Annotated in this window: 21 protein-coding genes and 1 tRNA gene; 5 read left to right on the plus strand and 17 right to left on the minus strand. The window is 64.5% G+C overall.

Features of this window, described 5'->3' with window-relative positions; genetic code table 11:
* Positions 1–18: 18 nt before the first annotated feature.
* The 4 genes from ABIA42_RS32755 to ABIA42_RS32770 are packed head-to-tail and all read right to left on the minus strand — an operon-like array spanning position 19 to position 3117.
* The gene (locus ABIA42_RS32755) at positions 19–426 is read right to left on the minus strand and encodes a thiol-disulfide oxidoreductase DCC family protein (protein ID WP_239628787.1); all 408 of its coding nucleotides are present in this window, start codon (positions 424–426) and stop codon (positions 19–21) included.
* On the minus strand, positions 426–1745 hold the full coding sequence (locus tag ABIA42_RS32760; RefSeq protein ID WP_370117376.1) for an SDR family oxidoreductase: 1320 nt from the start codon (positions 1743–1745) through the stop codon (positions 426–428). Before ABIA42_RS32760 ends, ABIA42_RS32755 begins: the two co-directional genes overlap by 1 nt.
* 8 nt (positions 1746–1753) lie before the next feature.
* A complete protein-coding gene (locus ABIA42_RS32765; RefSeq protein ID WP_271528939.1) occupies positions 1754–2221 on the minus strand; it encodes a DUF2269 domain-containing protein in 468 nt (155 codons plus the stop codon).
* Positions 2218–3117: an alpha/beta hydrolase family protein gene (locus ABIA42_RS32770; RefSeq protein WP_370117373.1), complete on the minus strand. Its 900-nt coding sequence runs from the start codon at positions 3115–3117 to the stop codon at positions 2218–2220. The genes ABIA42_RS32765 and ABIA42_RS32770 overlap by 4 nt, the downstream gene beginning before the upstream one ends.
* Positions 3118–3384: 267 nt before the next feature.
* Here ABIA42_RS32770 and ABIA42_RS32775 point away from each other — a divergent pair, with 267 nt between their 5' ends.
* Positions 3385–3894, plus strand: a complete 510-nt coding sequence (locus ABIA42_RS32775) for a GNAT family N-acetyltransferase (protein ID WP_008136728.1) — start codon at positions 3385–3387, stop codon at positions 3892–3894.
* Positions 3895–4073: 179 nt separating this feature from the next.
* On the plus strand, positions 4074–4610 hold the full coding sequence (gene ppa, locus ABIA42_RS32780; protein ID WP_028177050.1) for an inorganic diphosphatase: 537 nt from the start codon (positions 4074–4076) through the stop codon (positions 4608–4610).
* A gap of 132 nt (positions 4611–4742) precedes the next feature.
* Here the strand turns inward: ppa and folD are convergent, their stop codons facing one another.
* From folD to ABIA42_RS32795, 3 genes are read right to left on the minus strand one after another with little or no spacing between them, the layout of a single operon-like run.
* The gene (folD, locus tag ABIA42_RS32785) at positions 4743–5627 is read right to left on the minus strand and encodes a bifunctional methylenetetrahydrofolate dehydrogenase/methenyltetrahydrofolate cyclohydrolase FolD (RefSeq protein ID WP_271528934.1); all 885 of its coding nucleotides are present in this window, start codon (positions 5625–5627) and stop codon (positions 4743–4745) included.
* A 10-nt stretch (positions 5628–5637) separates the two neighbouring features.
* Positions 5638–5982 carry a DUF167 domain-containing protein gene (locus ABIA42_RS32790; RefSeq protein WP_271528933.1) on the minus strand — a complete coding sequence of 115 codons (345 nt, stop codon included), beginning with the start codon at positions 5980–5982 and terminating at the stop codon, positions 5638–5640.
* Between the two features lie 16 nt (positions 5983–5998).
* The gene (locus ABIA42_RS32795; RefSeq protein ID WP_028177047.1) at positions 5999–6289 is read right to left on the minus strand and encodes a YggT family protein; all 291 of its coding nucleotides are present in this window, start codon (positions 6287–6289) and stop codon (positions 5999–6001) included.
* A 205-nt stretch (positions 6290–6494) separates the two neighbouring features.
* Between ABIA42_RS32795 and ABIA42_RS32800 the strand changes: the two genes are divergently transcribed.
* Positions 6495–6570: transfer RNA gene (locus ABIA42_RS32800), tRNA-Ala, on the plus strand.
* Between the two features lie 111 nt (positions 6571–6681).
* Here the strand turns inward: ABIA42_RS32800 and ABIA42_RS32805 are convergent.
* From ABIA42_RS32805 to ABIA42_RS32835, 7 genes are all read right to left on the minus strand, one after another.
* On the minus strand, positions 6682–7494 hold the full coding sequence (locus ABIA42_RS32805; protein WP_370117367.1) for an enoyl-CoA hydratase: 813 nt from the start codon (positions 7492–7494) through the stop codon (positions 6682–6684).
* 98 nt (positions 7495–7592) lie between these two features.
* Positions 7593–8387, minus strand: coding sequence for a glutamine amidotransferase (locus ABIA42_RS32810; RefSeq protein ID WP_271528931.1), 795 nt, complete (start codon positions 8385–8387; stop codon positions 7593–7595).
* A gap of 117 nt (positions 8388–8504) precedes the next feature.
* A complete protein-coding gene (locus ABIA42_RS32815) occupies positions 8505–9284 on the minus strand; it encodes an SDR family oxidoreductase (protein WP_271528929.1) in 780 nt (259 codons plus the stop codon).
* Between the two features lie 222 nt (positions 9285–9506).
* A complete protein-coding gene (locus ABIA42_RS32820) occupies positions 9507–9992 on the minus strand; it encodes a TerB family tellurite resistance protein (RefSeq protein ID WP_194390730.1) in 486 nt (161 codons plus the stop codon).
* 324 nt (positions 9993–10316) lie between these two features.
* The gene (locus ABIA42_RS32825) at positions 10317–11726 is read right to left on the minus strand and encodes an adenylate/guanylate cyclase domain-containing protein (RefSeq protein WP_370117362.1); all 1410 of its coding nucleotides are present in this window, start codon (positions 11724–11726) and stop codon (positions 10317–10319) included.
* Between the two features lie 50 nt (positions 11727–11776).
* Positions 11777–13147, minus strand: a complete 1371-nt coding sequence (locus tag ABIA42_RS32830; RefSeq protein WP_370117360.1) for a cytochrome P450 — start codon at positions 13145–13147, stop codon at positions 11777–11779.
* 34 nt (positions 13148–13181) lie between these two features.
* Entirely contained in the window at positions 13182–14555 is a 1374-nt protein-coding gene (locus ABIA42_RS32835) for a hydrolase (protein WP_370117358.1), read from the minus strand.
* A gap of 136 nt (positions 14556–14691) precedes the next feature.
* Here ABIA42_RS32835 and ABIA42_RS32840 point away from each other — a divergent pair, with 136 nt between their 5' ends.
* A complete protein-coding gene (locus ABIA42_RS32840; RefSeq protein WP_370117355.1) occupies positions 14692–16380 on the plus strand; it encodes an MFS transporter in 1689 nt (562 codons plus the stop codon).
* Positions 16381–16490: 110 nt separating this feature from the next.
* On the opposite strand, the gene ABIA42_RS32845 is transcribed toward ABIA42_RS32840, so the two are convergent.
* Positions 16491–16703 (minus strand): cysteine rich repeat-containing protein, encoded by a 213-nt coding sequence (locus ABIA42_RS32845; RefSeq protein ID WP_239628767.1) that lies wholly within the window; start codon positions 16701–16703, stop codon positions 16491–16493.
* A 171-nt stretch (positions 16704–16874) separates the two neighbouring features.
* On the minus strand, positions 16875–17183 hold the full coding sequence (locus ABIA42_RS32850) for a hypothetical protein (RefSeq protein WP_370117352.1): 309 nt from the start codon (positions 17181–17183) through the stop codon (positions 16875–16877).
* A gap of 253 nt (positions 17184–17436) precedes the next feature.
* Here ABIA42_RS32850 and ABIA42_RS32855 point away from each other — a divergent pair, with 253 nt between their 5' ends.
* Positions 17437–18489 (plus strand): polysaccharide deacetylase family protein, encoded by a 1053-nt coding sequence (locus ABIA42_RS32855; protein WP_370117349.1) that lies wholly within the window; start codon positions 17437–17439, stop codon positions 18487–18489.
* A 140-nt stretch (positions 18490–18629) separates the two neighbouring features.
* On the opposite strand, the gene ABIA42_RS32860 is transcribed toward ABIA42_RS32855, so the two are convergent.
* The gene (locus tag ABIA42_RS32860; protein ID WP_370117347.1) at positions 18630–19025 is read right to left on the minus strand and encodes a hypothetical protein; all 396 of its coding nucleotides are present in this window, start codon (positions 19023–19025) and stop codon (positions 18630–18632) included.
* Positions 19026–19137 lie beyond the last annotated feature (112 nt).

Here is a 19137-nt window from a genome sequence, read left to right on the forward strand (position 1 = left end):
ACACGCCGTCATTGCGAGCTACTCGATCACCCGCGCCCGCAAATCGGCATCAGGCACGAAGCAGGCATCGTACTTGCCGAAGATGCGATAGCGGTTGCGCGCGACCAGGCTGTAGATCGGGTCCCGCACCGGTTTTGGCACGGCAAACAATACGCGCACCCAGCTCCATCCCGGCAGTTGCGATAGCACCGTCAGCGCGGCATCTGACTTCATAAAGATCTCGCCGCCGTGGACGACCGCGTTCGTGTCGGGATCATCGGGATCAATGCCGAACGTGCGCGCCAATCGCGCCCCATAATCCGACTGAATCGGCGTGAACCGGAACCGTTTCGCCGTGTCGCGCCTGGCGACGAAGCGGACCCAGCGCGAGCAGAAGATGCAGACGCCGTCGAACAGGATCACGTCATCGTCGGGCCACTTGCTCATCAGCGGTTATCCAGCATGAGCAGCGCAACGAGCATAAGCACGATTGCCGGTCCCGTCTTCACCAGCGCGCCGAGTGGCTCGATCCAGAGATCGGGCGTGAGGATCGCCGCGCCAACCATGTAGCCGAGCGAGGCGACCATGCCCGCGACCAACCCGGTCGCCGCGGTCCAGCGGAAGGCGATCAATACGCCGATGCCCATGTCCATCAGGCTGGTGCCGATGGTGATGGGGTCGACGAGCGCGGGCGGGAAGTTATGCGCGCTCAGAATGCCGGCGGCGGGGCGGTAGGACACGAACAGGGCGATGAAGCCCGAGACGATCCAGAATGCGACCAGGCTCGCGAAGACCAGCGCCTTGACCAGAAACAGCCGTGCGAACCATTTGTCCTGGATGGTGGCGGGATGGCGTCCGACCGCATCCGCCAGCCTCTTCGGCGCGATGCCCGTCGCGGCGATCCACGCCGTGGGATCACCTCGCACGCCGCGGCGCAACTCGGCGATGGCCGTGGAACGCATCGGCGGCATCCAGCCGAGGTGATTGGCGAGATCACCGATTTTCGCGCCGAGATCGAGCATGAAGCGCGGCATCGCGAAACGCGGCCAGCCGGCCGTGCCGAACGCGACGCGAAACGGCTCGATGACTCCAGCCATCGTGACGGGTTCCGCCTGCATCAGGTCCCAGCTCACCGCCTTCACGGCGGCATCGTCGACGTCGCGTGCGGCGAGCCAGGCGATGGTCGCCGAAATGTCCTCGACCGCGACGGGTTGGAATGGAGTTGCCAATTCCTTTGCCGGCAAATCGATCGGGAAGGCAGCAAGCGCGCGGAGCATGGCGCTGCCGCCATAGGCTGCCGGAGCGACCACGAAACCGGGCCGCAGGATGGCATGGGGAATGCCGGAGGCCGCGATCAGGCGCTCGGCCTCGCGCTTGGTCTTGGCGAAGGCGGTGCGATCCGTCTCGGCGGCGCCGGGGATCGAGATATGCACCAGCCGGATCGCGCGACCGCTGCCGCCGATCGCCTGAAGCAGGCGCGCGACGAGATCGCGATGCACCGCGCTCGTGTTGCTGCCGGGACCATCCTGGAGCACGCCGAGGCAGTTCACGACGACATCGACGGCATGCTCGCTGAGGAGATGCGTCAGCGCGGCCGCTTCGAGCGAGAGGATCGGCAGCTCGATGTCCAGCGCGCTCATTGTCTGGGCCGGCGACAGGCTGCGCGCCACGCCGATGACGCGAAAGCCCCGCGTGCGCAGATCGTCGGTGACGAAGCGGCCGATCAGGCCGGAGGCGCCGAGCACCAGGATGGTTCGCTGATTCATCGCTGCACTCAGAATGGTTTGGCTATCATCAACCACAGGATCGCCATCGTCGCGCCGAAGCCGGGGAAGCCGAATGCGAACCAGCGGCGGAACAGGGCGTCGTAGCGCTGTGGCAGCGCACTGCGCTGGGCGGCGGCCTTGCGCGCGAGGTCGCGCATCTCGATCTGCATGAACACGACGGGAATCCAGAACAGACCGGCGATGGCGTAGAGCGCCAGCGAAGCGAGCAGCCAGCCTTCCGTGATCGATGTGGCGGACAACATCATCAACAGCCCGCCGCTGAGCGGCTGGAGGATCACCGCCGACAGCGTGAAGATCGCATCCGCAATCACCACCACAGAAGCGGTACGCGCGATGAACTCCACATCGTGCGCGCGATGCGCCATCAGCATGAAGAAGGCGATGCCGGTTCCTGTGCCGAGGATGACGATGGCGCCGAGCACATGGAGAAACTTGACCAGGAAATACAGCGTCATGGCTTCTTGGTCGCCACAGGCTTGGCCGGGTTCAGCGCGCGTTCGAGCGCACTGCCTGCGGCTTTGACGCCGGCTTCGGTCTCGATCATCCAGTGGCCCTCGCTACCGACGGCCGGCAGGAAGCGCAGGTCGGCCTTGCCGCCGCTTCCGCGAAACGCATCGGCGAGCTTCTGCGAAAATGCGGGCGCGAAATAGCTGTCATTGCTTGCAACGAGCCATGTCACGGGAATGCGCGCCGCCTTGCCGAACTCCGCTGCCGCGGCAAGCAGCGTATGCGGCGCGCAGACCCGGTTCGGCTCACCATTGGCATGACCGCCGCGCCCCGGCGCAAACAATGTGATCGCGGAGATCACCTTCGGATCAGCATTGGCGAGCGCCAGCGCGCCCCATCCGCCGGCAGAATGGCCGATCACGATCGCGGCGTCCTTGCGGATGAAATCCTGCTTTCGCAAGTAGCCCAGTGCGAGCGAAATTGCGTCGGCCGTCGCGCGGCCGGAACGGGCGTAGTCGGCCTCGTCACATCCGCCCTGGTCCTCGACATAGCGGCCGCCCGTCGCACCATGGCCGAGCCGCTCCGGCACCAGCACGGCAAAACCACGCGCGACGAGATAGGCGGCAAGCGGGCGGTATTCCGGCTGCGGCATTTGCGCACGACGCAGCGCGTTCTGCGTCGAGGCATGCGCGATCACCGCGAGTCGGAACGGACCCGGGCCCGGGGGACGAAACAGGAGAGCATGCGCGGCAAGGTCGGTATCCCGCGCGGGCAACCGCCACGCTTGCCGGCGAAACGGTGCGCCCTCCCCTCCCGAGGGGCCAAACGTGACCTGGGCGCACAGAGGGGATGCAGTCAGCAAAGCCAGCAGAGGCAGGAGCGCGATGGTGTTGAGGAGCCGCATGAATTGGCCGAGGGCGAACGCGAACAGCGACAGCCAGATTAGTCGGAACGAATCAATTTCGGCCGACTTTCTGCGTTGCCATTGCCGTCCCCTCGCCGCCGAGACGTAGTTTTGCACCGACGCGCGGCACGCGGTTGCGGTTCGAGGCAGCGGCTTGTCCTCTTTCGGTACAACATGGTCGAAATACTGATGCAGAAAGTCCACAGGTTAACCGATAATTAACGATAGGTCTTGCCGCCGGCGCGGTGACTTGGTTTGATCGTATCCATGAGCACAACCCTGATCGAGGTCCGGCCGGCCAAAGCTGCAGATGCAACTGCGGTGGCGTCCACTCATGACGAAGCCTGGCGCTCGGCCTATCAGGGCATCATTCCCGGCGCCGAGCTGGAAAAGTTGATCAACCGCCGCGGTCCGCAGTGGTGGGACAGTGCGATCCGCAAGGGCAGCCGCGTCAGCGTGCTCGTGTTCGGGGACAAGATCGCGGGCTATGCCAATTACGGCCGCAACCGCGCCCGCAGCCTGCATTTCGACGGCGAGATCTACGAGCTTTACCTGCGACCGGAATTCCAGGGTCTCGGCTTCGGCCGCCGCCTGTTCGCTGCCGCCCGCCGCGACCTCATGCAGAGCGGGCTGAAGAGCATGGTGGTGTGGGCGCTCTCGGACAACGATCCGGCCACGGAATTCTACCGTGCCCTAGGCGGCCGCATGGTGGCGCGCTCTTCCGAGCGATTCGGGCCGAAGTCGCTCGACAAGGTTGCCTTCGCTTGGACCAATTGAGCTGCTGAAACCCTACCCGGCAGCGTTCCCGTCCGTCGATACCGCCCGCCTTTCGAGCCGGTGATCGCTGGATTCATTATTTCACAAAAACGCGATGGATCAGCGGGCCAAGCCCGCGTATGACAGCGCCAAAATCGCTGCCGGGGCGCGATTTCACCTCGGCAACAACGGAGCCTTGAATGCGTATCGATGCGGTCTCGATCGGGAAAAACGTACCACACGACGTCAATGTCATCATCGAGGTCCCCGTGGGCGGCGAGCCGATCAAGTACGAGATGGACAAGGAGGCCGGCACTCTGGTGGTCGACCGCTTCCTCTACACGCCGATGCGTTACCCCGGTAACTACGGCTTCATCCCGCACACGCTGTCGGATGACGGCGATCCCTGCGACGTCCTGATCATCAACACCCGCGCCATCATTCCCGGCGCCGTCATGAGCGTGCGTCCGGTCGGCGTGCTGTTCATGGAAGACGAAGCCGGCGGCGACGAGAAGATCCTGGCGGTGCCGTCGTCCAAGCTCACGCAGCGCTATGACAAGGTGAAGAGCTATTCCGACTTGCCGGACATCACGCTGCAGCAGATCCAGCACTTCTTCGAGCACTACAAGGATCTCGAGAAGGGCAAATGGGTGAAGATCCTGCGCTGGGGCGACGCAGAGGAAGCGCACAAGCTGATCCTCGAAGGCATCGAGCGCGAGAAGAAAAAGAAGGGCTGAGCTTCTGTGTCCCGGACGCGGCGCGGCATGAAATGACGCGACGCCGAGCCGGGACCCATGCCGCCACTGGACCCCCGCTCAGCAGCGCACCGCTGAAGAAGCGCTGCGCTGCGTCCGGGGCACAAGAGTTGCCTACACCGCCGGTTTCGGCAGCCCTGCGATCGCACAGGCTGCGCGCAGCGTGTTCACCAGCAGGCACGCCACCGTCATCTGACCGACGCCACCCGGCACCGGCGTGATTGCACCGGCAACGCCAAGCGCTTCCTGATAGGCGACGTCGCCGACGAGGCGCGTCTTGCCGTCATCTTTCGGGATGCGGTTGATGCCGACATCGATCACGGTTGCACCCGACTTCAGCCAGTCGCCGCGCACCATCTCGGGCTTGCCCACCGCAGCATAGACGAGGTCCGCCTTCTTCACGAGACCCGGCAGATCGCGTGAACGCGAATGCGCGATCGTGACCGTGGCATTTTCATTCAACAGCAGCTGCACCAGCGGGCGGCCGACCAGGTTGGAGCGGCCAATGACGATCGCGTTCATGCCTTCGAGCGAAGCGTGCACGCTCTTCGTCAGGATGATGCAGCCGAGCGGCGTGCAGGGCGACAGCGCCTCGAAACCACCGGCGAGCCGGCCGGCATTGTTCGGATGCAAGCCATCGACATCCTTGGCGGGATCGATGGCGTTGATGACGGCTTCGGTATTCAGCCCCTTCGGCAGGGGCAGCTGCACGAGAATGCCGTGCACGGCCGGATCGCGGTTGAGCTTTGCGACCAGCGCCAGCAGGTCTCCCTGCGAGACGTCGGCCGGCAGCTTGTGCTCGAACGAGGCCATGCCGGCCGCTTGGGTCTGGGTATGCTTGGAACGAACATAGACCTCACTGGCGGGGTCGTTGCCGACCAGGACCACCGCAAGGCCGGGGATCAGATTGTGCTCGCGCCTGACCCTGGCGACCTCCTCAGCGACCCGGGCGCGCAGCTCCGCGGCAATGACTTTTCCATCGATGATCTTGGCCGTCATGTCAGTTCCCTCAGTCTTTCGATTTGGCCGACACAAGCTGGCGCAGGGTTTCTCCGAGCCGCGCCGGATCGCCGTCGATCGCGATCTGCTTCAGCCGCGAGGTGGCTCCGGATAGCAGCTTTACACTGGCCTTGGGAACGCCGAGCGATTTCGCCAGTAGCGCCAAAACGGCCTTGTTGGCCTCGCCGCCATCGGCAATGGCGCGCACCCTCATCTTGAGCACCGTACGCCCATCCGAGAGTTGCTCGATCCCGTCGATGTCGTCGCGGCCGCCGCGCGGCGTCACCCTCAGAGCGATGCTGATTCCTGTGGCCGAGTAGCGCCAGGGTTCTTTATGAGCTTCCTTGGCAACCAAAGGCGCTCCAGCCGTCTCAGATCACGTTCGGGTAGATGTAGTACAGGATCACCCGCTCGACGAACATGATGATCAGGATCAGGATGATCGGCGAGATGTCGAGACCGCCGAGGCTGGGCAGGAAATTGCGAATCGGCGCCAGCAGAGGCTCGGTGATCCGGTACAGGAACTCCGCCACCGCCGACACGAACTGGTTGCGGGTGTTCACCACGTTGAAGGCAATCAGCCAGGACAGGATCGCGGAGGCGATCAGCAGCCAGACGTAGAGGTCGAGCACGATGATGACGATGTCGAGAACGGCACGCATGGCTTTTGAAAACTCTGGCTTTTGAAAACTCTGGCTGCGGTCGGGATTGACGCCTTTTGCTAGATATCGGTTCCCCCCGGCCCAAACAAGGGAAGTTCGGGCACCGGAATGGCTAAAACCGGGTTACGCCCGTCCTTGACTTGACCTTGGCGGGGACTTAAATGGCGCCCGGTTGTCGGCCGCATTCACCAGAGCGGCCAGCAAAGGGGCCATAGCTCAGCTGGGAGAGCGCGTCGTTCGCAATGACGAGGTCGGCGGTTCGATCCCGCCTGGCTCCACCACGCTTCGCCCTTCGGGCTACGCGTGGCGCAGCCACGACGGAGCCCGAAGCGCGAAGCGTGGTGTCCGGCGAAGCCCGAAGGGCGAAGACGGACTGTAGCTGATAGATCCCCCTACCTCCCCGTGAACCTTGGCGGCCGTTTCTCCATGAAGCTCGCCACGCCTTCCCTGAAATCACTCCCGTTCAACGCCACCATCATCTCCCGGTTGGCCTCGATCGTCGCCTCGGCAAGCGTCTGGAACGGGACCTCGTAGAGCTGACGCTTGATGACGGCCATGGCGCTCGGCGAGACGAAATCGGCGAGATCGCGCGCATAGGCGTAGGTCTCCTCGCGCAGCTTCTCCGGCGCACAGAGCCGGTTGACCAGCCCGATCCGCAACGCCTCCTCGCTCGAAACGCGCCGCGCCGAGAGCAACAGATCCAACGCATTGGCGTGGCCGACGATACGCGGCAGCATCCAGCTGATGCCATGCTCGGCGATCAGGCCACGCCGCGCGAAGGCGGTCGTGAACACGGTGTTGTCGGCAGCAAAGCGCAAGTCGCAATAGAGTGCGTGCACGAGTCCTATGCCGGCCGTGGCGCCATTGAGCATGGCGATCACAGGCTTCTTGATCGAAGGGTAATAGCCGTAGCGCGTCTGCCAATCCGGCCGGCGATTCATGTCGAACGGCGGCAGGTTCGAGGCACGCCTGACGTCATCGGGCTCAAGCCCCTTCAGCGCATCCATGTCGGCACCGGCACAGAAGGCGCGGCCCGCTCCGGTGAGCACGATCACGCGGACATTGTCGTCGACATTCGACGCTTCCATCGCGTGACGCACGTCGCGCTCCATGATCGGCGTCCACGCGTTCATGCGGTCGGGGCGGTTCAGCGTTATGGTCGCGATCTTGTCGCTCACCTCGTAGAGAATGTGTTCGTAGGCCATGACGCTCTCCCCTGTTTGCCGGTGCGATTTCGCGCGCGCTCGTTGGCAGCGAACCTAGCATATCCAGGGAAGAGACAAGGACTTGCGCGAAGGCGCGATCACTCGGCGGCTTGCGCCAGCACCGGCCGGCGTGCGAGCCAGCCATTGATGAAGTGATCGAGCCAGGCGCGCTCCGCGACATCGTAGACGGCGCGATCCGCGAAGTGATGGTGCCGCTGCCGCGCACCGGGCGCGCTGAAGCCGTCATAGCCGCGCGTGGTCCAGCGATGCATCATCGCGTAGGTCACATCGGGGTGGAACTGCACGCCGAAAGCATTGCCGGCACGGAACGCCTGCACCGGAAAATCATCGCCTTCGGCGAGCAGCTCAGTGCCAACCGGCAGCTCAAATCCCTCGCGATGCCAGTGATAGACCTGCGCCGGCCAGTGCGGGCAGAGCGCACGGCCCGCAGCGGTCGGCCTGATCGGGTAATACCCGATCTGGGTCAGCGCCTCCGCATGGGGGGCGACTCGGGCCCCGAGCTGCATCGCCAGCATCTGCGCCCCTAAGCAGATGCCGAGGAACGGCCGCTGCTCGCGGAGCGGAATTTCGATCCAGTCGATCTCGCGGCGGATGTAATCATCGGGATCGTTGGCACTCATCGGGCCGCCGAAGATCACGGCGCCGGCATGCCGATCGAGCGTCTCGGGCAGGGGATCGCCGAAGCGGGGACGGCGGATATCGAGGCGATGACCAAGCGCGCGCAGCGCATTGCCAACGCGGCCCGGTGTCGAGCATTCCTGGTGCAGGACGATCAGAACCGGCAACCGGGTTTCAGAGGCGGCGACGCTCGGCGCCCTCCGTGGGAAGGCCACCACCTCTGCGCCACCAAACCTGTCCGTCCGGAACGACATGGCCTCTGCGAGTGCTATCGGTTCAGACCGCCAGCATAGCTAAGCGATGGTTAACATCGTGTGAGTTCGCGCACATACGTGCGATACTGAAGCAAACTCCGGGCCACTACGGGGCCTCTAGTGCCTGTGCCTTTGAAACCGGCTGGTCGCCGCAAGGATGAAGCCGCGCGGGAAGAAACGCAGCGCGAACGGCACGATCTTGATACCGAGGCCAGGCAGCACTGCCCGTTTGTTGGCCATCAGGCCACGATACGCCTCACGCGCAACTTCGGTCGCGGAGACGTTGAGAACGGCCGTATCATGTTGCGATCCAACACCGGCGCGGGCCTGGAATTCGGTCGGCACCGGACCTGGGCAAAGCACGGTGACGCGGACGCCGCGCGGTGCAAGCTCCGCCCGCAACGCTTCGGTGAAGGAAATCACATAAGCCTTCGACGCGTAGTAGACGGCCATGCCGGGACCGGGCAGAAAGCCGGCGACGGAGCCGACATTGAGAAGACCGCCCTTGTTCCTGATCAGCTGATCGGCAAAGCGCAGCGACAGATCCGTCAGGGCCCGGACATTGACATCGACGATACCGATCTGCTCGATGCGATCGCGCTCGATGGCATCGCCGAACACGCCGAAGCCAGCATTGTTGACGAGATGGTCGAGCTCGACGCCCTCGGCTGCAAGGGCTGCCGCGATCGTCTCGCCGGCATCCGCTTTCTCGAGATCGCAGGCGATCACGATCGGCTTCTTGCCGCCCTTGACAGCGAGCTCGTTCGCGAGCGCTTCGAGCCGATCCGCCCGTCTCGCGGTCAATGCGAGGCGGTGTCCATTGGCGGCAAACACACGCGCCAGCTCCATCCCGATGCCCGCCGAAGCACCAGTAATCAGCGTCACCCGCTCAGCCACGATCGAAGTCTCTTGAATTCAACTATTTTAGCCCCGCAACGGCGGAACGAGAGCATAGGCCGTGCGCAACAGGCAAGCGGCACTGGCAGCATGGCCGCTTGAGCAGAACGAGCGGCAATGCAGGAAAACCGTTGATTTGCAGGCGTATTCGGCGCAGGCGACGAATATATTAAACTTTCGTCATGTGCCCACACGAGCCGCGATACCCCGGGTCCAGCGCCGTCAGCCGACGGCACTATCCTTGAGCTGACCACCGGCACGCTCCGCGACCGCGTGCTTCAGCTCGATCCGGTCGCGCTGGGAAATCCCGAGCAGGTCGGAAGCACGCCAGACGACATTGTCCTCGAACTCGCTGACCTGGCCGTCGGCATAGACCAGCTCCCACATCATCCGGACGATGCGTTTGCGGCCCTCTTCGTCAAGCGAGCGCATGATGACGCTGGTGAAGTGATAAAGGTCCACCGCCTCGCCCTCGACCTGGGTGGCGTCCGCGATCAGACGATCCGCAGTGCCGCGATCGAGCCCGAAATGGCTTTCGATCAGGCTGTGCAGCTTGCGCTGCTCGGCCGCGCTCGGCTGGCCGTCCAGCGAGACCACGTGGACCAGCAGTGCAGTGGCCGCCAGCCGATAATCGCTGTCGCCGAATGCGCGGTCCGAGGCTTGAGGACCGACAATGTCGGCGATGAATTGACGTAAGCCGTCGAGCATAAGGTCCTACCGAGATCGATGACAGCCGCAAGGAGCGCGGCTGTTACCAGCATTATATGAGAGGGAAACTCAACGGGCGCAACGTGTGTCAGTTCCGCGCGCTGCATTACGTTTCGGCAATCTGGGCTGTCTCATTCACCGTCATGGCCGGGCTTGTCCCGGCCATCCACGCGTCACCACGAAGAAAGACGTGGATGCCCGGGTCAAGCCCGGACATGACGACAGAGAGTGTGGCGAACGTCCGCTTCCACAACGCCGTTGCGAGCGCAGCGAAGCCTCGCTGCGCTCGCAAAGACGGAGTGCGTAGCAACCACCTCCCACCCCTTACGGTATCTCATACACTACCATCCTGTCGGCGATGCCGCGGAGCGCAGCCTGCTTCTGGATCGGCTTGATCGCGCGCCGCTCGAGCACTTCGGCGACCGCGGGAGCGTCCAGCACTGGACCCGTGATGTGGATCTCCTGCGCGGTCGACAGGCTCTGCACGCGCGCGGCGATGTTGACGGTCTGGCCGAAATAATCCTGCCGCTCGTTGAGCATGACCGCGAGGCACGGCCCTTCATGGATGCCGATCTTGACGATGAGATCGTCGGTGCCGCGCTTCTTGTTGAGCTCGTCCATCGCCGCGCGCATGCGCAGGCCGGCGACGATCGCGTGCTCGGGGCGGACGAAGGTCGCCATCACGGCATCGCCGATGGTCTTCACCACCGCGCCCTTCTCGGAGGAGATGATCTCGAGCAGGGCATGAAAATGCGCGCGCACGAGATCGAAGGCGGCGAGATCGCCGACGCGCTCGTAGAGCGCGGTCGAGCCTTTGAGATCGGTGAACAGGAAGGTCAGCGAGGTGATCTGGAGGCGCTGGTCGAGACTGAGATTGTCCGCCTTGAAGACATCGCGAAAGGTCTGGTTCGACAGCATCCGCTTGGCGGTGAGGAACGGCTTGCGCTTGCCGATGAGGTGGTGAAGCGCCTCGGCTGCGATGAACACCGACGGCAGCACGCGCACGCCGGCCTGGTTCTCCAGCGACAGACGCAGCGGGCCCGGCCGCATGGTCGTCGTGCCCGTCGGCGCCTGGACCTTGTTGTACATGATGGCGAGTTGCTGGCGGTCCTTGGTCGGCTCGCCCTGGACGTCGATGAAATGTGCGGCGTGCGTCACCGGCTCGAAGATGATGACGAAGTCGTTCGGCAGTTGCAGCGACATGGTCGCTTTCTCGCCCGCCGGCAGCTCCATTGTGTCGAGCGTCACCTCGTTCGCGAGTGCCGCAAAGGATTCCTTGTTGAAGTCGACCCCGGAGCTCCAGAACACCTGCTTGAAATAATCCCAGACCGGCAGCGTATCTGGATCGTGCGCGGCTATGCGCCGGACGCGCGGGTTCACCGTGAAGGAGACCTCGACCTGGTCGTCGACCGAGGCCTTGTAGCCGCAGGCACAGAGCGCACAGTGATAATCGTCCGGCTTGAGCGCCTTCAGCGTCGAGTGCGCGCCCAGCACGCCGCCGCAACCCGGGCACAGCACGTTCCAGCCGAGGTCGAACAGTCCGAGCCGCGCCGAATGCAGGAACGCCGAGATCACGCGCTCCTCGTCGAGACCGTGCTGCCCGGAAAAATCGAGCACATTGACGCGGTTAAGCTCGTGATCCTCGCCATCCTCGATGAGACGGGTGATCGCATCGACCACCTTCGCGTCGGCGGTCTGCTTCAGAACGGAGAACTGGGCCTGGATGTCGCTCATGGCGGGGCTCTATCTAGGGTGGATCACGCCATCGGCCAGACGAGCGCCTGTCACCGACGCGTGATGCGGAACATGGGTGAGTGGTCTGGCTGGGTCGTGACGACGCCGAGCGGGATCACGGGAGTCGCCGGGTCGGCAAGCTCGACACGGAATGCGCCGATCAGCCGGGCCAGGGCCAGCACGGATTCGGCCTGGGCAAACGGCGCGCCGATGCAGACGCGCGGACCTGCGCCGAACGGCAGGTAAGCAAAACGGTCCGGCACCTCTTTCGACATAAATCGCTTTGGAACGAACGCGTTCGGCTGATCCCATAGCTTCTCGTGCCGGTGCAGCAGCCAGGGCGCGATCATGATGATGTCGCCCTTGCCGATCTCGACACCGGCCGCATTGTCCTTCTCGCGCGCGGCCCGCGCGACCAGGAAGGCCGGCGGATAGAGCCGCATGGTCTCGTCGATCACGGCGCGGGTCAATTTCTGCCGATCGATGTCGGCCATGCTGTCGAGGTGCTCGCCGCGGGTCTCGGACGCCACCTCTTCCTGCGTGTCAGGATCGAGCGCCAGCAGATAGAGCGCCCAGAACAGCGCCGTCGCCGTGGTCTCGTGGCCGGCGAGGATCATGGTCGCGACCTCGTCCACGAGCTGCTCGTCCGAGAAGCCCTTGCCGGTTTCGGGATCGCGCGCCTCGTCCATGAGATCGAACAGGTCGCGCGGCGGCGCGCCGTCCTTCTTGCCGGCCGCACGTCGTTCAGCGATCAGCATCGCGACGAATTCGGTCCAGCGCCTGCGGAAGCGCGCGCGGGCGAAATCCATCGGGCTCGGCCAGGACACTGGCATCACCATGTCGAGGAGATACGGGCGCCCCAACCGCGCGGCATATTCCATGATGAAGTTGCGCAAGGTCGCGCCATGCCGGTCCATGCCGAACGAGAACATCGTGCGCCCGGCGATCTCGAGCGTCATGCGCTGCATGATCTCGCGCAGATCGACCGGATTGCCTGTTTGCGCATCGAGCTTCGCGATGGTCTCGTCGAGCACCGCCGTCATGTGGGGGACGAGATTTGCGGTGGCGCGCGGCGTGAAGGCCGGCGCGAGAGTGCGGCGCTGAAATGTCCAGGAATGACCTTCCGCGATCAGAAGGCCGTCGCCGAGCACCGGCCGCAGCATGCGGATGCCGGCCGGCGTGCGCGTATAGTTCTCGTAATTGCTGAGCAGAACGTGCCGGATCGCGTCCGGCTGGTTCAGGATGAAACTGTTGCGGAAAAAGAAGCGGCCCGGGACGACCTCTTCCTCATAGGCACGCTGCCCCCAGGTCGCGATCATGTTTTGCCGGATCACCGCGAGACGGCCGAAGAACGACATGTCGTCGGGCGCACGCGGAGGAGCCGGAGGGATTATGGGCCGACGCACGCTGGCGATATTCATGGCTCTCTCCCGCAGATGTGTCGCAGCTAAACAGCTAATAAGTCAGCTCGGCGATCGCAATCCTGTTCTCGGCGGCAGGCCAGGCGCGCGCCACGATCCGTTCTTCGCCAAATTGGGCCACGATGTTACGCCCGATCTCGCTGGCCGGAAGCCGCAGGGTTGCTGCCGCATCCGTGGGCACGCCCGGCTTGACGTCGGCCGGCTCCTTGCCATCAAACAGCACCACGTCCCGCGGCAGGCCGAAATAGCCGCGCGGCCGCGACATGATCACGACCGCCCCCGCGTCCTTGTCCGCCGGCCCGAGCGGGCGCGCAGGCCGCAGATGCACGACGTCGGACGAACGCGGGAACGGCGAGCGATAGATGTGCGTGGTCGGCGCGCCCGGCGAGGCCAGGACGAATTCGAGCGACCAGGCCGGATCGACCTGCGCCGGTCCCCAGCGGCCGTCGGCAGCGGTCTTTGCGCTGTGCAGCGCACCACCCTTGCGCTCCCCGGTATCAGGATCGACACGGAAGACATCGACGGTTGCGCCCGCGACCGGACGATTGGTCGGCACACCGCCTGGCGTTCCCGTGACAAGCCCGCTCAGCTTCACGCTGGTCTCCGGCACGATCGCGATGCGGGCGGGCTCGCGGCCGGCGATGAACTTGTAGATCTCCCGAAATGCGCGAGGATGAAACGCCACCTCGCGATGATCGAGCGCGCCGAGCACGAGGTTGGTGGCGCCCTTCAGCTCAGGCCCCTCGGCGGTCACACCGGTCGGCGTGCCAGGCTTGCCGATGAAGCGGCCGTCGGCTTGCGCATATTTGTCCATGCCGTCGCTGCGCAGGGTGAGGAAAGCAACACCCGGCGTCACCTCGCTCTCGCCCTCGTTCAAGCCGCGCAGGAATACGCCGCGGCCGTTGAATTCGTTGTTCGGCTGGTCATCGGTCGCGAACACGCCGTGATTGGGCGTGCCGCACAGGACGGCGTGGCTGACATCGCCGGCACCGCCGTTTTTGATGACATTGCGAATGGCATAGCCGCCGCGCGAGCTGCCGACCAGCGCCACGCGCGCCGCATCGGTCCGGCGCTTCAATTCCGTGATGGCAGCGGCGAGCTCGCGGCGCTGGTCCTCGGTCGAGGAGCGGTTCGCCTGCTCGACCTTGTCATCGCTGCGCGCCAGGGGATCGGTGAAATTGATCGCCATCATGCGCTCGCGGGCGATGCCGTTCGATTCCATCCGCCACAAGGTCGTCATCCAGAGCGCATCGTAATCGCCATTGCCGTGAACGAGCAGGATCGGCGGCACCTCGGTGCTCGGCGGGACGCCAGGTGCCGTTTGGGCGATCGCGCCGGCCCGCATGCTCGCAACCGCGAAAGGCAAGCTGCCGGCTCCGAGCAGGATCGTCCGTCGCGACAGCCTCATCTGTTCCTCCCGGCAAAACCATGACTTTGCACCGCTTATACCTGTCTAACCACTGGACAGCGAAGGACTTTCGCAGGCATCACTGATCCAATCGGAATCGCTGAAGCCAGTTCTGACACCCGATTTGGAAGGGGATATGACCGAGCAGACGAACCGCCAGACATTTGCCGGCGACGGCATCACCGCCCCCCTGCGGTACACATTGTTCCGGCGCATCTGGCTCGCCAGCCTGCTCTCCAATCTCGGCCTCCTGATCCAAGGCGTAGGCGCGGCCTGGGCGATGACGCAGATGGCCGCCTCGGCCGACAAGGTGGCACTGGTGCAGACCGCACTGATGCTGCCGATCATGTTGATCTCGATGCCCGCCGGCGCCATCGCCGACATGTATGACCGCCGCATCGTCACCCTGGTCTCACTGTCGATCGCGCTGACCGGCGCGAGCGCGCTCACCGTGCTGGCCGGCCTCAACCTGATCACCCCCGAATTGCTGCTCGTCTTCTGCTTCGTCGTCGGCAGCGGCAATGCGCTGTTCGGCCCGGCCTGGCAGTCCTCGGTCAGCGAACAGGTGCCGCCCGAGGCATTGGCGTCCGCGGTGGCGCTCAACGGCATCAGCTACAACATCGCGCGCAGCTTCGGTCCTGCGGTCGGCGGCGTCATCGTCGCTACACTCGGCGCCGTGGCCGCGTTCGCCTGCAATGCGATCCTCTATCTGCCGCTGCTGGTCGTGCTGCTGCTCTGGCGCCGCAGCACTGAGCCCTCGCGCCTGCCGCGGGAAAAGCTCAACCGTGCCATGGTCTCGGGCGTGCGCTACATCACCAATTCGCCGCCGATCAAGATCGTGCTGTTGCGCACGCTGGTGATGGGCCTGATCGGCGGCGCCGTGATGGCCTTGATGCCGCTGGTCGCGCGCGACCTCCTGCACGGCGGCGCGCAGACCTACGGCATCATGCTCGGCGCCTTCGGCATGGGCGCGGTGATCGGCGCACTCAACATCCACGAATTGCGCAAGCGCATGAGCGGCGAGGCCGCGATCCGCGCCTGCACCATCTCGATGGCCTTCGCGATGGCCGCCCTCGCGGTGAGCAGCGAGCCGGTGTTGACGGCAACGGCGCTGGTCTTGGCCGGCGCGGTCTGGATGGCTGCGATCGCGCTGTTCAACATCGGCGTGCAGCTGTCGGCACCGCGCTGGGTCGCGGGCCGCTCGCTTGCGGCGTTCCAGGCCGCGATCGCCGGCGGCATCGCGATCGGCGCCTGGGGCTGGGGCCGTCTCACCGACTATGCCGGCGTCGAGATCGCATTGCTGACGGCGGCCGGCCTGATGCTGATCTCGCCGGTGCTCGGCATCTGGCTCACGATGCCGCGCGTCGGCGCCCGCAACGAGGATGCGGACATGCTGGCCGATCCCGAGGTGAAGCTGTCGCTGACGGGGCGCAGCGGGCCCCTTGTGGTCGAGATCGAATATCGCGTCGCGCAGGAAAATGCGCGCGCGTTCCACAACGTGATGCAGGACGTGCAGCTCTCGCGACAGCGCAACGGCGCCTATGGCTGGTCGATCGCGCGCGACATTGCCGATCCCGAATTGTGGACCGAGCGCTATCACTGTCCGACCTGGTTCGACTACCTGCGCCAGCGCAACCGCTCGACCCAGTCCGAACGCGCATTGCATCAGCAGGCGATCGATTTTCACATCGGCCCCGAGCCGGTGCGGATCCGCCGCATGCTCGAGCGCCCGTTCGGTTCGGTGCGCTGGAAGGACGAGACGCCGGACCGCGCCGATGGCGAGGTGCTGCCGGTGGTTGCGACCGCTGCGGGCAGCAGCACGTAGGTGCTGTCATTCCGGGGCGTGCGAAACGCGAGCCCGGAATCCATCGAGCGGCATATATTTGGAGAAATGGATTCCGGGCTCGCGCCTAACGGCGCTCCCCGGAATGACGATCATTGCCCGTGATCCGTCAGCACCTTATCGCAGGCCTTGCTGAGGCGGGTGCGGTGCTGCTTCAGGCAAGCGAGCACGGCGCCATCGCCATTGTTCATGACGGCGCGGCAGAAGCGCGTGACGTCACGCGCGCAAGCGTCTTGACCCAGCTGCTGCGCCGACGCGCCCGATGCGAACATGAGCAAAGGGATGATGAAAAGAAATCTGGTCATCGCGTAATGCCTCTTACCCGGAAAGATCTGCGGGCGAAGCTAGTGCGACGATCCCGGGGCTGCAACGGCTTTGTGGCCGGGCGGGGCGAGCGCCGCCGCGAGGGCCCCGGCTTGACGCCGGGGCACATCGCGAGGGGAGCTGACCGACGCAACGATCTCGGTTGCGCGCTCTTACTGCTTGTCCTGGACGTCAGCGACCTTGCGCGAGGCGCCCTTGGCGAGGTTCTTGTCCATCACCGCGCGGCAGCCGGCGCTCAGATCCGAACGATGCTTGATCATGCACGCCGTGATCTTCGGGATGTTGGGGATCTCCGCCGAGCACAGGCGGAAGGCATCGCCGGTGCACATCTGCTGCGCCTCGGCCGAGAAGGCGAAGCTCGAACTCGTCGAAGCGATCGAGACGATGGCGGCAAAGCCCAGAGCCAGGCTGGTGTCGCGGATCTTGCTGGTAAACGGCTTGGTATTCAGAGACCTGGTCATTTGAAGCTCCCATTGGCTCCGCGCAAAGCGGGCCGGTTGTCGATGGGAGCCACGATGCTCCGGCAAAACCGTTTCCACTGTGATGACGCTCACGGGAGACCCATCCTCTGTGATCCCGGTCACTTTGGCGCACCCCGTTGAAATTCCTCCGCAGCCGCTGTCGTGTTGGTGTCGCGTTAACTCTTACTTCGCATTAATGGCTGGTCGCGCGGAAGATTCCGCTGGTTTGGTTGCGTAATTGGAAAGAGTAGCGATGCGTAATGCGTTGGGCCTGATGCTGGCCAGTGTAGTTGCGGCGGTCGTGATCGCCGCCGGCGGTTGGTTCTATTATTCCGCGCGCGCCGACCAGGGCGCTCCCAAGACAGTTGCCGCTCGTGCCGCCGATCAACTGCCGGCACAGGCGAAGCTCGCCAGGGATGACGTCGAGACCACCGCGGCCATCGCGGCCAAGCCCACGGCAGCCGCTCCGGCACCTGCGCCCGCCCCGATCATGCCGATGCAGCCGAAGCAGGCCTGCGCCAATCCGAACGCGTTGGGTGTGTCCCGCGTCGTCGAGATCGATACCACGGGCGGTCCCGGCTTCGGCTTCGAGCACTTCAAGCAGTTCGACTTCCTCACCGACAAGGAGGTCGTGCTGACCTTCGACGACGGTCCGTGGCCGATCAACACGCCCGCGGTGCTGAAGGCGCTCGCCGACGAATGCACCAAGGGCCTGTTCTTCTCGGTCGGCAAGCACGCGACCTATCATCCGGAAATCCTGAAACAGGTGCTGGCCCAGGGCCACACGGTCGGCACGCACACCTGGTCGCACGTCAACCTCAACAGCAAGAAGATGACCGAGCAGCAAGTCAAGGACGAGGTCGAGAAGGGCTTCAGCGCGGTGAGATTCGCGCTCGGCACCAACCCGGCGCCGTTTTTCCGGTTTCCGCAGCTCCAGCACAATCCCGCGATGGTGAGCTATTTCGGCACCCGCAACGTCGCGATGTTCTCGACCGACATCGATTCCTTCGACTTCAGAAAAGGTGCCACGCCGGAGAAGATCGTCGAGACGGTGATGACCCGGCTCGACAAGCTCGGCAAGGGCATCATCCTGATGCACGATTTCCAGAAGCACACCGGCGAAGCCATGCCGGCGCTGCTCGCGCGGCTCAAGGCCGGCGGCTACAAGGTCGTGCAGATGAAAGCCAAGGCGACGCTCCAGACGCTGCCGGAATATGACGAGGCGCTGATGAAGGACATGAAGGTGCCGACCGCAGGCACGAACGCACGTCCGATCTCGAGCGTGGTGCAGACGGTTTCGCAGTAACGCGCGATTGGTCCAATCCAAAACTCTTGCGTCATGGCCGGGCTTGTCCCGGCCATCCACGTTTTTGGATCAGGGGCGAAGACGTGGATGCCCGGGTCAAGCCCGGGCATGACGGCGAGATTGAGGTACAGGTCTGCGGCTTACCAGTAGATGCCGTGGCGATGCAGCTCGCTGATGATGCGGCGCTCGGTCCAGCTGCGCTTGTGCTTCGGCTTGTCTGCCCTTGCCGTGGTGCTGGCGGCGGGCTTTGTCGTCGTGACCGGCGCGGAGGTCGTCGCGGGTGTGGTCACCGCCGGAGCGGTCACTGGAGCCGGCGCCGCGAGCGATACCGCCGGCGGACGATCGTAATATTTCTGAGCCTCGGTGGCTGGTGCGGCTTCGCTCAGCTGCGTCGTGACAGTGGTCGCCGACGTCGTCGTGGTTTGCGGAGCGGAGCTCTGCTCACCTGCCGCGGCCAAGGACAAACTGCGAGACCCGCCTGCCTGGGCAGACCCAGAAGCCAGGAGCATGGCGGCAATCAGAATGATCTTGCGCATGTGAAGTCTCCCCGTGTTTGCGTGCCGGGGACGTTAGGGAAGTCATGTCTGAGATTATGTGATCGCGATCACCCCAGCTGAACGAACCTTCATGAAGGCTGACGCGCTGGTC

This window comes from Bradyrhizobium sp. USDA 327 (assembly GCF_041262065.1).
GTDB lineage: Bacteria > Pseudomonadota > Alphaproteobacteria > Rhizobiales > Xanthobacteraceae > Bradyrhizobium > Bradyrhizobium liaoningense.